The organism is Flagellimonas amoyensis, assembly GCF_003058265.1.
GTDB classification, from domain to species: Bacteria; Bacteroidota; Bacteroidia; order Flavobacteriales; family Flavobacteriaceae; genus Flagellimonas; species Flagellimonas amoyensis.
The window spans coordinates 87,101-101,357 of the sequence record NZ_QBUK01000013.1; the positions used below are offsets into that span (position 1 = coordinate 87,101).

Annotated in this window: 14 protein-coding genes; 7 read left to right on the top strand and 7 right to left on the bottom strand. The window is 45.4% G+C overall.

Annotation, left to right across the window (positions count from 1 at the left end; all coding sequences use genetic code 11):
• The first annotated feature begins 2 nt into the window (after positions 1–2).
• The 4 genes from tsaE to DB398_RS16610 all read left to right on the top strand — a co-directional run bounded on the left by tsaE (position 3) and on the right by DB398_RS16610 (position 2,983).
• Positions 3–419 (top strand): tRNA (adenosine(37)-N6)-threonylcarbamoyltransferase complex ATPase subunit type 1 TsaE, encoded by a 417-nt coding sequence (tsaE, locus tag DB398_RS16595; RefSeq protein ID WP_108425577.1) that lies wholly within the window; start codon positions 3–5, stop codon positions 417–419.
• A gap of 446 nt (positions 420–865) precedes the next feature.
• Complete coding sequence (locus DB398_RS16600) at positions 866–1,360, top strand: hypothetical protein (protein ID WP_234416359.1); 495 nt, start codon at positions 866–868, stop codon at positions 1,358–1,360.
• 42 nt (positions 1,361–1,402) lie between these two features.
• Entirely contained in the window at positions 1,403–2,602 is a 1,200-nt protein-coding gene (locus DB398_RS16605) for an alanine dehydrogenase (RefSeq protein WP_108425578.1), read from the top strand.
• Between the two features lie 6 nt (positions 2,603–2,608).
• Positions 2,609–2,983 (top strand): hypothetical protein, encoded by a 375-nt coding sequence (locus DB398_RS16610; RefSeq protein ID WP_108425579.1) that lies wholly within the window; start codon positions 2,609–2,611, stop codon positions 2,981–2,983.
• Here DB398_RS16610 and DB398_RS16615 read toward each other — a convergent pair.
• Positions 2,980–4,152, bottom strand: coding sequence for a proline dehydrogenase family protein (locus tag DB398_RS16615; protein WP_108425580.1), 1,173 nt, complete (start codon positions 4,150–4,152; stop codon positions 2,980–2,982). The genes DB398_RS16610 and DB398_RS16615 overlap by 4 nt on opposite strands.
• Before the next feature lie 91 nt (positions 4,153–4,243).
• Here DB398_RS16615 and aroB point away from each other — a divergent pair, with 91 nt between their 5' ends.
• Positions 4,244–5,299: a 3-dehydroquinate synthase gene (gene aroB, locus DB398_RS16620; RefSeq protein ID WP_108425581.1), complete on the top strand. Its 1,056-nt coding sequence runs from the start codon at positions 4,244–4,246 to the stop codon at positions 5,297–5,299.
• 19 nt (positions 5,300–5,318) lie between these two features.
• Here aroB and DB398_RS16625 read toward each other — a convergent pair whose 3' ends face one another.
• From DB398_RS16625 to DB398_RS16635, 3 genes are all read right to left on the bottom strand, one after another.
• On the bottom strand, positions 5,319–5,834 hold the full coding sequence (locus tag DB398_RS16625) for a DinB family protein (protein ID WP_108425582.1): 516 nt from the start codon (positions 5,832–5,834) through the stop codon (positions 5,319–5,321).
• 18 nt (positions 5,835–5,852) lie between these two features.
• The gene (locus DB398_RS16630; RefSeq protein ID WP_108425583.1) at positions 5,853–6,332 is read right to left on the bottom strand and encodes an Lrp/AsnC family transcriptional regulator; all 480 of its coding nucleotides are present in this window, start codon (positions 6,330–6,332) and stop codon (positions 5,853–5,855) included.
• 100 nt (positions 6,333–6,432) lie between these two features.
• Positions 6,433–7,536 carry a M14 family metallopeptidase gene (locus DB398_RS16635; RefSeq protein WP_108425584.1) on the bottom strand — a complete coding sequence of 368 codons (1,104 nt, stop codon included), beginning with the start codon at positions 7,534–7,536 and terminating at the stop codon, positions 6,433–6,435.
• Between the two features lie 280 nt (positions 7,537–7,816).
• Between DB398_RS16635 and DB398_RS16640 the strand changes: the two genes are divergently transcribed.
• Together DB398_RS16640 and DB398_RS16645 are read left to right on the top strand one after the other, a co-directional pair.
• On the top strand, positions 7,817–8,212 hold the full coding sequence (locus DB398_RS16640) for a helix-turn-helix domain-containing protein (protein ID WP_108425585.1): 396 nt from the start codon (positions 7,817–7,819) through the stop codon (positions 8,210–8,212).
• Positions 8,213–8,243: 31 nt separating this feature from the next.
• Positions 8,244–8,621 carry a DNA topoisomerase IV gene (locus DB398_RS16645; RefSeq protein ID WP_108425586.1) on the top strand — a complete coding sequence of 126 codons (378 nt, stop codon included), beginning with the start codon at positions 8,244–8,246 and terminating at the stop codon, positions 8,619–8,621.
• Between the two features lie 13 nt (positions 8,622–8,634).
• On the opposite strand, the gene DB398_RS16650 is transcribed toward DB398_RS16645, so the two are convergent.
• From DB398_RS16650 to DB398_RS16660, 3 genes are all read right to left on the bottom strand, one after another.
• On the bottom strand, positions 8,635–9,591 hold the full coding sequence (locus tag DB398_RS16650; protein WP_108425587.1) for a sterol desaturase family protein: 957 nt from the start codon (positions 9,589–9,591) through the stop codon (positions 8,635–8,637).
• A 68-nt stretch (positions 9,592–9,659) separates the two neighbouring features.
• Positions 9,660–12,287, bottom strand: a complete 2,628-nt coding sequence (locus DB398_RS16655; RefSeq protein WP_108425588.1) for a DNA gyrase/topoisomerase IV subunit A — start codon at positions 12,285–12,287, stop codon at positions 9,660–9,662.
• Between the two features lie 25 nt (positions 12,288–12,312).
• On the bottom strand, positions 12,313–14,172 hold the full coding sequence (locus tag DB398_RS16660) for a DNA topoisomerase IV subunit B (RefSeq protein WP_108425589.1): 1,860 nt from the start codon (positions 14,170–14,172) through the stop codon (positions 12,313–12,315).
• Positions 14,173–14,257 lie beyond the last annotated feature (85 nt).

Here is a 14,257-nt window from a genome sequence, read left to right on the forward strand (position 1 = left end):
CAGTGAAGAAAACTTTTCAATTGAACGAAATCCGTGACGTGGCCAAAGAAATCATTGGGACCGCCCCGGGAAATGTCCTTTGCTTTCATGGGGAAATGGGTGTTGGAAAAACCACGTTGGTCAAGGCCATGATGAAAGAACTCGGTGCTGTGGACGAGGCCAATAGCCCCACTTTTGGATTGGTCAACGAGTATCGAGGTGGAAATGACAAACTCATCGCCTATCATTTTGATTTTTACAGATTGAACGATGAAAGCGAGGCGCTGGACATGGGATTTGAGGATTACCTCGCCCAAGGTGTCTGGGTGTTCATTGAGTGGCCGGAAAAAATCGAGTCGTTGATTCCTGAAGACGCTGTGGGTGTATTCTTGCACTTTATCGATGAAAGCACGCGCTCAATCGAGTTAAATATTTCTTAAAACTCGATTGACCTATCTTCAACGAAATTATTGTACAGAACAAGTACTATTCGATAAAAGGAATGTTTTTTAGGTTAAAAACCCAATTTTATCGATGAAACGTAGGTCAGGTTGAAATATTTTCCTACATTTGTTCTGTGAATGAATTCATTTATTAACCAAAAACTCTTTTACGATGAACACTAAAAAAGTTTTTTTTGGATTGCTAGCTGTTGCTTTTTTGGCAATGACCGCTGTTTCTACTAACGTTGTTAAGTCTGACAGCAACCAAACAGCAAGCATCGACAAGGACAAGATTATAAAACTATAATCGTTCTGGTCTCCAGTAAAAATTAATCCCTTTTTTCGAAAAGGGATTTTTTTTACAATAAATTCAGGCTTTTCCAGTTATCAACATGATGAATGAGAAGTCTACAGTCAGAAAACGCTTTATAATTGAAGGAGTTTTGGCATTGTTTATTGCTATTACCCCTTTGCTGTTCTATTGCTACAAATACCTTCCCCCAAACGCCACTTCTTGGACATTTTTAGGCATTGAGTTTGGTGAGAATGGATTTCAACTGGTCAGTACCGCATTTTATTATTATTTCAGCAAGCTGGTCCCGTTGCTCTTGTTGGTCATTTGGTTCGTAACGTCAAAGAACTGGTGGTACCATGCCATACTCATTCCCATTGCGATGTATAGTTTCCAACTTTATAGCGCGTTGAACTTTGCTTCTAAAAAAGTGGATGAAAATGAAATCCTTTATGTGATTGCCGTTACCATGGTCGTGGTCCCTGTCGTGTATTTCATCAGGTTGAAACTGGTGGACAAACACGTGCACGGCATTGATTTGGATGCCATGGACACCGAACTTCAAATACTGAAGGAAAAAGAGGAATTGCGAAAGGAAAGGGAGAAACTCGAACTACGACAAAAGACCCTTTCAAAAAAAATGTAAATTTGTTAAATACCTTTGGTATGAAGAACAGATTTACTGCTTATGAACCAGCCTTCTTCCCCTTTTAGCAAACAGCAATTGCTGCCCCAAGAAGAAACTTTAGAGGTCCTCAAACAAAAGGGCGAACTTTTTATAGGAATCCCCAGGGAAAACCAATATCAGGAGAAAAGGGTCTGCCTTACCCCCGATGCCGTAAATGCCATCACGGCACATGGACATCGGGTGCTCATGGAATCAGGGGCCGGGGATGGTGCCAATTTTTCGGACATCGACTACACCAATGCCGGAGCAGAGATCACAAGGGATGTGAAAAAAGTATTTTCGTGCCCCATCCTCCTAAAAGTGGAGCCTCCTACCCTGTCGGAAATCGATTTGATGAACCCCCAGACCATCATCATTTCTGCCCTCCAGATAAAGACCCAACGAAAAGAATATTTTGAAGTGCTGGCCAAAAAAAGGCTTACGGCAATCGCCTTTGAATTTATCAAGGACGACGATGGAAACTATCCCGCCGTGCGTTCCCTGAGCGAGATTGCGGGTATTTCCTCCATCCTCATTGCCTCGGAATTGATGGCCGCCACTGGCAAGGGCAATGGGTTGATGTTCGGGAACATCAGCGGTGTGCCTCCTGTGGAAGTGGTGATCATTGGCGCAGGGACTGTTGGGGAGTTTGCGGCACGGTCGGCTTTGGGTCTTGGCGCCAACATTAAGGTGTTCGACAATTCCATCAGCAAGCTGCGAAACCTACAGACCAACCTGAACCGAACTGTCTATACCTCCACCATCCAGCCCAAGAACCTGATAAAGTCCTTGAAGCGCTGTGATGTGGCCATTGGCGCTACACGAGGCAAGGACCGCTCCCCGATCGTAGTGGGCAAATCCATGGTGGAGAACATGAAAAAAGGCGCGGTGATCATTGATGTGAGCATAGATATGGGCGGGTGCTTTGAAACCTCGGAAGTGACCACGCACACCAAGCCCACTTTTGAAAAATACGGGGTCATCCATTACGGGGTGCCCAATATACCGTCCCGTTATCCACGGACCTCTTCCATATCCATTAGCAATATTTTTACACCTTACCTGCTCAAAATTGGCGAAGATGGCGGCTTGGAACATTCGCTACGGTTCGATAAGGGCCTTCGCAGTGGCCTTTATATGTACCACGGCATCCTGACCAACAAATCGGTGGGTGAATGGTTTGGGCTGAGCTATAACGATATTAACTTTCTTATTTTTTAAACACGCATGGGATTTTTAAGGCGATTGGGATGGTACTTGGTAGGACTCTCCATTGGAATTGTATTTTTGGTGTTCTTCTTGAAGAAAAAATCCGGGGGAGAAGGCATGGACTTCTGTTATTTTCCCAATTGCAGGGTATTGAAGGACATGCGCTCCAAACCCATCTCCTTTGGAGATGCCGTTCCAGAAGCATATAGGGACACCCTGATGGTCAAATCCATTTTGGCCGATGGGAATGTGGATTTTAGGAAAAGTGACACCAAGGCAGAACCCTGTAAGGTCTACTATGTTTCAAAAAAGATTGCGGACCGGAATATGGAACTGCAGATCAGAAACTGTCAAGAAGGACTGATCATTCAAAATACAGCCCTATTGGACTAAACATCCAACTTCCTGCGCTTCCGTTCTTTTTGCAATAAGGCCAATTCCCTTGAAGTCTGTCCGGCGACCGAGGTGTTTTCCTCTGCCCTTCTGATCAGATAGGGCATTACATCACGCACAGGGCCGTAGGGCACATATTTTACCGCATTGTATCCCAATGCGGCGAGATTATAGGTGATGTGGTCACTCATCCCGAAGAGTTGACCAAACCAAACATTGCTATCCGAAGGCGCTATGCCCTTCTCCTGCATTTTTGAAATCAATTTGAGACAGCTCTGCTCGTTGTGGGTTCCGGCAAAGAGTACAAACCGGTCCAAATTTTCCATCATATAATCAATGGCGGCATCAAAGTTTTCATCCGTCTGCTTTTTGGAGGCACAGATGGGGGTCGGGTATTCTTTCTCCTTGGCCCTGTCGTTCTCTTTTTCCATATAGGCTCCTCTCACCACTTTGGCTCCTACACAGAATTGTTCCGTAGCGGCAATGTCCCTCAGCTTTTGGATATAACCCAATCGGTCCCAGCGGTACATTTGGAAGGTATTGAAGACAATGGCTTTTTCTTTGTTGTATTTGCGCATCATTTCCAGCACCAAGTCATCGGCAGCATCCTGCATCCAACTTTCTTCCGCATCAATGAGCAAGGAAACGTCCAGGTCATGGGCTTTCTTGCAAACTTTATCAAACCGGTTCACCAACCTGCCCCATTCCGCTTTTTCGCCATCGGTCAGCACATCCCCGGCACTTACTTTTTCAAACAGTTTGAATCGACCAAAACCGGTAGGCTTGAACACCGCAAAAGGGATGGCATCCTTTTCCTTGACAAAATCAAGTACTTCCAAGGTCTTTTCCATGGCAAAATCGAACTGGTTGTCCACCTCCTTGCCTTCAGCCGAATAATCGAGAATGGAACAAACCCCCTTTTCATACATTTTATCAATGATGGGAAGACAATCTTCTTCGTTCACCCCGCCACAAAAATGGTCAAAGACAGTGGCCCGTATCAGACCTTCCACAGGCAGATGGGCCTTTATGGCAAAGTTGGTCACCGCAGTACCTATACGCACTAGGGGCTCGTTGGCAATCATCTTAAAAAGGAAGTAGGCACGCTCCAATTGGGAGTCGGTCTTTAGCTCAAAAGCTATTGCGGTATTCTCAAAATTCGGCAACATTATTTGTAATCTATTTAAGATCCAAATATAAGTACGGAATCAATAACCTTTTCTATAAAAATAGTCTTTATTTAGTGGTGAAATTGAAATTATGGAATCGGTCAAATCACAAAGTTACGAAGTACATATCGGGGAGTTGGCGCAAGCGGCCCTGAACCAACATATTGCCAAAAAGAATTACTCCAAAATATTTCTCTTGGTCGATACCAATACCAAGAAACATTGCCTGCCAGCGTTCAAGGAAATGTTCACAGCGCCCATTGATTCCATTTTTGAGATTGAACCCGGGGAAGAGAACAAGCACATCCACACTTGTCTTCAGGTCTGGGAATCTCTGTCCAATTTTGACGGGGACCGTAGGAGTCTCTTGATCAATCTTGGAGGTGGGGTGCTCACCGATCTTGGTGGGTTTGTGGCCTCCACATTCAAGCGGGGCATTGATTTCATCAACATTCCCACTACCCTACTTTCCATGGTGGATGCATCCATTGGCGGGAAAAACGGTGTTGACCTTGGTGTCTTGAAGAACCAGGTCGGAGTCATCAACCAACCCCAAATGGTGCTGGTGTTCCCAGAATTTCTAAAAACACTGGAGAAAAGACAAGTGATCAGCGGGTATGCGGAAATGCTAAAGCATGGACTTATCAGGGATGCAGCCTACTGGGCCGATTTGAAACAAAAAAGCAACTTTTCGGAAGCTTCCAGCATTCAAAAGTCCATCGCCATCAAGAACGATGTGGTGCTGATAGACCCTACAGAAAAAGGATTGCGCAAGATCTTGAATTATGGGCACACCTTGGGGCACGCGATTGAATCCTATTGCCTTGAGAATCCCATGAAGAAAACCCTTCTTCATGGAGAGGCCATCGCTATCGGAATGATCTTGGAGGGTTACATATCCCATGAGCTCAAGGGATTGCCCAAATTGTCATTGGAAGAGATCAAGGAAACATTTTTGCACTATTTTGAAAAAGTGGACTTCAATGGGGATGATATCGATGCCATATTGAAACTCCTGAAATACGACAAGAAGAATTCCCACGGCGATGTCAATTTTGTACTCCTTCAATCCATCGGTGATGCGGTCACGGACATCAAAGTGCCCGAGGAACTCTTCCATAAGGCGTTCGACTACTACGCAGAATGATGGATAACACGTCCTGATCTTACAAGTAGCGCTCCTTTATGATCCGGACATGGTGTGCCTGATGGCCACTGATGATGAATCCCATTGCCCTGACACTCATAGGGGACCCACTGGCAACCCCTTTCCGCTTGAGCGCCTCATCATCAAAAGACTTGAAAAGGGTGATGGTGGAATCCCGAACGGCCCTGTATTCAGCCATCAAATCCTGAACGGTCCTGGAACCGGCATTGGAATAAGGTACATACAGATCTTGATCGAATCCAGGCAAATCAACCTTGTCGTTTCGGGCAAAGCGGAGCGCCCGGTACTGAAAGATCCTTTCAGTGTCTATCATATGTACCAAGGCTTCAGCCAAGGACCATTTTTCTTCGGCGTAGGCAAAAGAGAGCTTACTTTCTGGTATTTTCTCCAAAAGGGACAAAAAACCCTCCTTACCTACCAACAAAGCATCCATTAGGGAAACCTCTCCCAATGCCATGATGTAGGTATGGTAATACGGATTATAATCAGAAGTGGGCAACTCTGAAAGAAACATGGTCCTTTGGCAAGTAGATTACATCTCGTTGAAGATGGTGTGCATCAAACGTTTTTTATCGTTGATGCTCTCTTCCAACGAAATCATGGTTTCCGTTCTGCTGATACCGTCAATGTCATCGATCTTGAAGATGATGTTCTTGGCATGGGTGGTATCCTTGGCCCTGATCTTGCAGAAAATATTGAATTTTCCTGTGGTGATATGTGCAACGGTTACGTAGGGAATCTGATTGAGTCTTTCCAACACAAATTTCGTCTGGTGGGTCTTCTCTAGAAAAATGCCCACATACGCTATAAAGGAATAGCCCAGTTTCACATAGTCCAGGGTTAGCGAAGAGCCTCGGATGATTCCTGCTTCTTCCATTTTTTTGACCCTGACGTGGACCGTACCTGCTGAAATCAACAATTTCTTGGCAATATCAGTAAAGGGTGTACGGGTGTTGTCTATCAACATGTCCAATATCTGGTGGTCGACTTCGTCTAGCTTAACTTTGTTCATTATCTTGAAATTTTCAGCAAAATTAATGAAATGAGGAAATTTACGTAATAAAAATGGTGCTTTTTTAAATAAAATGCAAGAATGCTCGATGAATAGTTGCTTATTTCTTGGTTTGGAGCAGTAAATTAACAATTTTGGTGTCCGAAATTCCTGTAGCAAAATCCTTGGAATCAACACATTCTAGGGTTTTGTGTCCGTAAAACCCTTCAAGCGGCCCGCTTTCAACAATTTCGGGTTCAAAAATGATTTTTTTCCCTTCCAACACTTCTTTATAGCGAATTCCGACCAATTCACCGTCAAATTCCGGGTTCAGGATGCCAGCATTCTTCACCAGAACATCAAAGAAAAGTTTATCATTCTCCGGGATTTTGAAATAATCTTCGGAACTGAAATGTTCTATTTGGTCCAAAGCAATGGTTCGCAATGCCTCGACGAGGGCGTGAAAAATATATTCCCGGGTTCTTTCCCTTTCATAATCCCCGGGAAAATGTCCGGACTCGAACAGAATAGTTGGTGTGCCTGTCATCTGGAAGGCGTCGCCCACACAGTTGTCGTTAAACCCGTCATCGTACCTTCCCACCTGCCCTGGAATGAGCTTTTGGAGCAAGGTGTCCATGGACACAATGATCTTCATGGCCGTCTCACGCGTAGGGGTCACATCCCGAGCTTCATTGCTGGCAGGGGACAAAAAGGAAACTGTGGCAGGCTTGTCCGTGGTACCTGCACTGAAAAGGGTTCGTTGATCGTGTAGATTGAAACAAAAATCAGGTTGGAACTCCTCAAAGAGTTGTCGCAATGCCACACTTTCGGGTTGGGTGAGCATCTTGGCGTCCCTATTAAGGTCAACATCGTTCTTATTTACTCGGGTGTACGCCTTGGCACCATCCGGATTGAGCATGGGGACAATCATCAGTGTACAGCGCTCCAATATCTGTTCAGCGATAGGGTCCTTGGATTGTAGGTAATTGACCAAGTCCCAAACCGCTTTTGTGGTCGTGGATTCATTCCCGTGCATTTGGGACCACATCAAAACCTTTTTGCTGCCATTTCCCATAGTGAATGCATAAAGGGTTTTTCCGGCCACGGAGTTTCCAATTTCCCTTAAAGGAAGGGGTAATTTGGAAAAACAGGTTTCTTCCAACATTTCTTGGGTAATGTACCTATCGCTTATCGATAGCTCTTTATATACTGAATGATCAATCACTACTTGTGTTATTTGTCCACAAAAATAACCATGTATTATTTTACAATTGTAATTATTAGATGTTGCAAAAGTTTACAATTGTGTGTCAATTGAGGAGTGAAATCTATAATTCGGGCACATTTGTAAATTATTTAAATGGTTATTCATTTAATGAATTAAATATCAGTAGTATAAGTTGGCTTATGTGATGTATTTATTTGAATTATTGAAAATAAATCAAGGATTCTCTTCTCGCTTTTGAAATCTGGTTTGTACATTTGAAGAATGAAAATTTACATTTGTGGATGAGGAAATAATTTCCCGGATTCAGGCTGTGATCGCCCACTATGGCTTGTCGGTCTCTGCTTTTGCTGATGAGATCGGAGTGCAACGTTCCAGCATTTCACACTTGCTCAGCGGCAGGAACAAGCCTAGTTTGGATTTTGTGATGAAACTGGTCGGTGCCTACCCCGAGGTAAACCTGTATTGGCTATTAAAGGGCGAGGGCAGCTTTCCTGAAAGTACTTCAGTAAAACCGGAAAGCAATCAAATGGTCTTCCCTAAGGAAAAAGTGGCTGATCAGCCGGTTGAAGTTCCACCACCAGCTAAGAAGGAAATCACCCCTAATGCGCCCCATCGCGTTGTGCTGTTGTTTGAGGACGGGACATTTCAAACCTATCGGGACAAAAAAGATTGACCCGTTCGAGTTCTTTCCGTTTCTTTGTGTTATGGTAAAATATTTCTTTTCTGGACTCGTCCTGACCTTCTTTTTAGCTTGCGGAGAAGCTCCCCAGCGCAACTGTACCGATTTTAAAACAGGCACGTTCACCTTTACCGCCACCATCAACGGGGAGGAAAAAACGACCACTTTTCATAGGACCATGGATATTGAAGTGGATGAGTTTGAAGGAAAAAAGGACTCATCTTCCATCCGATGGATCAACGATTGCGAGTATGTCCTGAAGAATTTGAACCCAAAGAACAAGGCGGAGGAAAAATCCATCCACATCAAAATCTTGAGCACCACAGAGTCTTCCTATACTTTTGAATACGGTGTTGTTGGGGACACAAAAAAATTCAAGGGCACGGCCCACAAAACCCAATAAGGTTTAAATGGATCTAATTTGGCCGCTGGAACAAAAGTTCAGGGTTGGCTTCTTTGTGCTTTTTGCACATCCGTTGTTGCTGTTTCACGGTGAGGGTGCTGCCATCATGGCTCCAGCCCGGAGGGCCAAAAATGTACATGAATTTATGGGATAGCTTGTCCACTTTCTTCACATCGTTCCAGATATCCTTGAATTCATGGGTCAAGATGACCACGGGATTGTAGGAGTCAGGGGAATGGATCACGCCATATTTCACATCGATATCGTCATCCAGTTCTTTCCACGTACCGAACATCTTGTCAAAAATACTGAGGAACCCACCGTGGTTTTTGTCCAGGTATTCCACATTTTGGGCATGGTGAACCTGATGCATGGTGTGTGTGTTCATGAACTTTTCCAAAAAGCCCAATTTGGGCACGTAGACGGAATGTAGCTGGAACTGCCACAAGGCTTCGATACCCAAACAGACCACTACCATTTCCGGTGGGAAGCCGATAGCAGGCAGCCATGCATAGAAAAAAGGTTTGTAGAGAATGGTGAACCATCCGTTCCGAACGGCGGTCCCTAAATTGAAGTTGTCAGAGGAATGGTGTACGATGTGCGCCGCCCAGAGAATCCTGATCTCGTGATTGGCCCTGTGGAACCAATAATAAGTGAAATCATCGGCCAGTTGGCAGATGATCCAAATATACCAGACATAACCAAAGGATTCGTAACCCAAAAAATTGGTCCTGACCCCATTCACCATAGGATTGCAGAGTTCGTAAACCCCTTCGAACAGGACTATGGCGAAGGCCACTTTGAAGAGCGGGCCCAAAATGGCGGACCCTACTCCCATGAAACCACTGGCGGCCAAATCTTTCCAATTGTAAATGTGATCGTCCCCATGCGCCTTGCTATATGTCAATTCCAGTAAAATAAAGGCAATAAAAACGGGTACGCCGTAAACCAGCGGGTTAGTGAAGTCCATAAAGAGGTTTTAAACTGTCTGTTTTAGATGTGTGTGTAACTCTTGCGACAAAATAGGCAGAAAAAGCGTCAAAACAAAGAGGTTTGGTCAGAACCGTCATTCTTTGTGGTTATATCGTCATCAGAATTGTCTATTGGTTCCTCGTCCACTACTTCCATGTCCTCTGCACTCACCTCTTCCGGCTCTTCAAATGGCAATGGATCCAAAACGTTGATGCCCTTTACTTTTTCCGCGGTCAATTGATTGCCCAAAGCCTTGATTCCCTTAATGGATATGAAGTCTTCCACATTCACTTCCAGATTGGGTTTGGCATCTTTCCCACGCGGTTTCACAAACTCAACCTCCAGAACGGGTCTCCAGTCCGTGGTCACCATTTCCATAAAGGATTTTGGGTTTTCGGAGATGACCTGTTCTTCCTTGTTCGGGCTTTCCACTAAAAAGCGTTTGAGATAATAGCGTTCTTTTTCCCCATCGTAATGGACAACGGAAATAGGTTTGTCGGGATTCCACTTTTCCAGGACCACCATAGTATCGCTGAAACGGGTGAGCAGGTCGGGTGGAATGGTCTTCACCGTTCCTTTTTGATCAATGACCAGTAAAAGATCATCGCCCTTGAACTCCCCAAGGAGTTCGCCTCTTCCATCCACGTTCAATCGGCTGACAATGTCATCGAACCAAATCTTTCTGGGTTTGAGGGTGGATACGCCTTTTTCCTTCAGTTCGATGCGCTTGACCGGGTACTTGGTGACCAAATTTCCCTTGGATGCTCTTCCTTTGATGAGTACATCGGCAAAATCTAGATCCCATTTCAGTTTTTTGATACTGCCGGATTGGCGAAGCAACACGGTGACCACTTCGGCCTCTCCATTGGGGTTTGCGGAAAAATAGAGTACTTCCGAAGAAGCATTTTCGCTGGCCAAAGGATACATTTTGTCGCGGGTGATGCTGGTGACATTGAACCGCTTGATGTAGCTGGGGCCGCCTTTGCCCTCTTTGTAGATCATATTGTACACCGTGCGCTTGTCCTTTTTCTTGAACACGGCCACATGGATGATGTTCTTGCCCACAAAGACCTTGGAGTCCACTTTAGTGACCATCATCTCCCCTTTTTCGGTAAAGACGATCACGTCGTCAATGTCGCTGCAATCCGCCACATATTCGTCCCGTTTCAAAGAGGTACCTATAAAACCTTCCTCACGGTTCACATAGAGTTTGGTATTGCGGATGACGACTTTGGTGGCCTCGATGTCATCAAAGATCCTGATCTCTGATTTACGCTCCCTGCCATCACCGTATTTCTTCTTGAGTTCCTTGAAGTAATCGATCGCAAACTCCACTAAATGTTCCAAATGGTGTTTGGTCTGGGCTATTTTTTCATCAAGGCTTTCGATGAGTTGCTGGGCCTTTTCCAAATCGAATTTGGAAATCCGCTTGATCCGAATCTCGGTCAGCCGAACAATATCTTCTTCGGTCACAGCCCTTTTAAGGTGTGTGGTGTGTGGTTTCAGACCTTTGTCAATGGCGGCGATCACGCCTTCCCAGGTCTCTTCTTCTTCAATGTCCCGATAGATCCTGTTCTCGATGAATATGCGTTCGAGGGACGCAAAGTGCCACTGTTCTTCCAGTTCACCCAACTGTATTTCAAGCTCTGCTTTAAGTAGCTCTACGGTATTATCGGTGGAGCGTTCCAGCATTTCCTTGACCCCGATGAACAAAGGTTTGTTGTCCTCGATGATACAGCCCAACGGTGAGATGGAAGACTCACATGCCGTAAAGGCATAGAGGGCATCAATGGTCTTGTCCGGGGACAATCCTGGGGGAAGATGGACCAATATTTCCACTTCTGCCGCGGTGTTGTCCTCTATTTTTTTGATCTTGATCTTTCCTTTTTCGTTGGCCTTCAGTATGGAATCGATCAAACTGGAGGTGTTGGTCCCAAAGGGAATCTCGTTGATGACCAAGGTGTTCTTGTCCAAGGTCGATATTTTGGCCCGGACGCGTACCTTTCCGCCCCTCAATCCTTCGTTGTAGTTGGTGACATCGATGATTCCCGCAGTCGGGAAATCAGGATAAAGGGTGAACCGTTGTCCTTTTAGGTGTTTTATGGATGCGTCAATGAGTTCGATGAAGTTGTGGGGCAATATTTTGGTGGAAAGTCCCACGGCTATTCCCTCGGCTCCTTGCGCTAACAGCAATGGAAATTTTACGGGAAGGTTGACGGGTTCTTTTTTTCTGCCATCGTAAGAAAGTTGCCATTCTGTGATCTTTGGACTGTAGATGACCTCCAGGGCAAATTTGGAAAGCCTTGCCTCGATATAACGAGGTGCTGCTGCCCCGTCCCCGGTCAGGATATTCCCCCAGTTTCCTTGGGTATCGATCAGCAGGTCCTTTTGGCCGATCTGCACCATGGCATCAGCAATACTGGCGTCACCATGGGGGTGGTACTGCATGGTATGGCCTACCACATTGGCCACTTTGTTGTACCTCCCGTCGTCCAATTCCTTTAGGGAGTGCATGATCCTTCGTTGCACTGGTTTGAAACCGTCCTCGATGGCGGGCACTGCACGCTCCAAAATCACATAGGAGGCATAGTCCAAGAACCAGTCTTTGTACATGCCCGTTACCTTCACCAAGCTGTCCTGGGAATTATCGGGGCTCCCTAAGCCTTCATCGTTCAATTCTTCGTTCTCTTCCATTTAGAAGGGTGTGCATTTATTTGTTCTATAGTTGGTTTTCTTCAATCAGATCAAGTTCCACTTTAAGGTTGTTTATGATGAATTCCTGCCTGTCCGGAGTGTTTTTCCCCATGTAGAACTCCAAGAGGTTATCTATGCTCATCGCTTTGTCTAGCATTACAGGTTCCAGACGGATATTGTCACCAATAAAATGCTTGAACTCATCAGGAGAAATCTCGCCCAGTCCCTTGAACCTTGTGATTTCGGGTTTTCCTGTCAATTTTACGATGGCGTTCCTTTTCTCCTCTTCGCTGTAGCAATAGATGGTCTCCTTTTTGTTCCTCACCCTAAAAAGTGGGGTCTGCAAAATGTAGAGGTGGTTTTCCTTGATCAATTCTGGAAAGAACTGCAGAAAGAAGGTGATCAACAACAAACGGATGTGCATCCCGTCCACATCGGCATCGGTAGCGATCACGATATTGTTGTATCGCAAATCTTCCATGGATTCTTCGATGTTCAATGCGGCTTGCAGCAGATTGAACTCCTCATTCTCGTACACAATCTTTTTGGACATGCCGTAGGAATTCAACGGTTTTCCACGAAGACTGAACACGGCTTGGGTGTTCACGTCCCTTGATTTGGTGATGGATCCTGAAGCGGAATCCCCTTCTGTGATGAAAAGGGTGCTCTCCAATCGACGGTCGCTTTTCATATCCTGAAGATGGACACGGCAATCGCGTAATTTTTTATTGTGAAGACTTGCTTTTTTGGCGCGCTCCCTTGCCAATTTCCGAATTCCGGACAGTTCTTTTCGCTCCCGCTCCGCTTGAACGATTTTACGCTGAAGTGCTTCCGCTGTGTGTTGATTCTTGTGCAGGTAGTTGTCCAGATAGGTGCCCAAAAAGTCATTGATATAGGTACGGACCGTGGGCAGTTCGCCTCCCATGTCAGTGGAACCGAGTTTGGTCTTGGTCTGACTTTCGAACACGGGCTCCATCACTTTAATGGAAATGGCCGAAATGATTGACTTCCGAATATCCGAAGCATCATAGTTCTTGCCATAAAAATCGCGGATGGTCTTCACAACTGCTTCCCGGAAGGCTGCCTGGTGCGTTCCGCCCTGGGTGGTGTGCTGTCCGTTCACAAAGGAATGATACTCCTCGCTGTACTGGGTCTTGCTGTGGGTCATGGCCACTTCGATATCCTCTCCTTTCAGGTGGATGATCGGGTAGAGGAAATCGTCCTCGTTGTTGTTGTCCTCCAACAGGTCCTTCAACCCATTTTCGGACTGGTATTTTTCGCCATTGAAAACAATGGTGAGTCCGGGATTGAGGTATACGTAATTTTTGAGCATGCGTTCCACATACTCGTTCCGGTATTTGTAATTTTTGAAAATGGTATCGTCAGGCGTAAAACTGATCTTGGTGCCCCTTCTTCGGGAGGTTTCGTCCAAAAGCTCTTCATTGACGAGGTTTCCAATATGGAATTCAGCGGATTTGGATTGTCCATCCCTGTTCGATTCCACCTTAAAAAATGTGGAAAGGGCGTTGACCGCCTTGGTCCCTACCCCGTTCAATCCGACGGATTTTTTGAAGGCACGCGTGTCGTACTTGCCCCCGGTATTCATTTTGGAGACCACATCGACAACTTTTCCCAAAGGAATGCCACGGCCATAGTCCCGCACGTTCACCAAATTGTCCTTTATGGTGATCTCGATGGTTTTCCCTGCACCCATGACAAATTCATCGATACAGTTGTCTATCACTTCTTTGAGCAATATGTAGATGCCATCATCGGCGGACGACCCATCGCCCAATTTACCAATGTACATCCCTGGACGCATGCGAATATGCTCCTTCCAATCCAGGGAACGAATATTATCCTCTGTATACTGGGTTTCTGCCATGAATCAATAAGGGTTAATCCTTGCTAATATAAAATTTAGGGGCAAAAATTAAGGCCTGGAACCAAGAAAGTAATCAACAATGAAA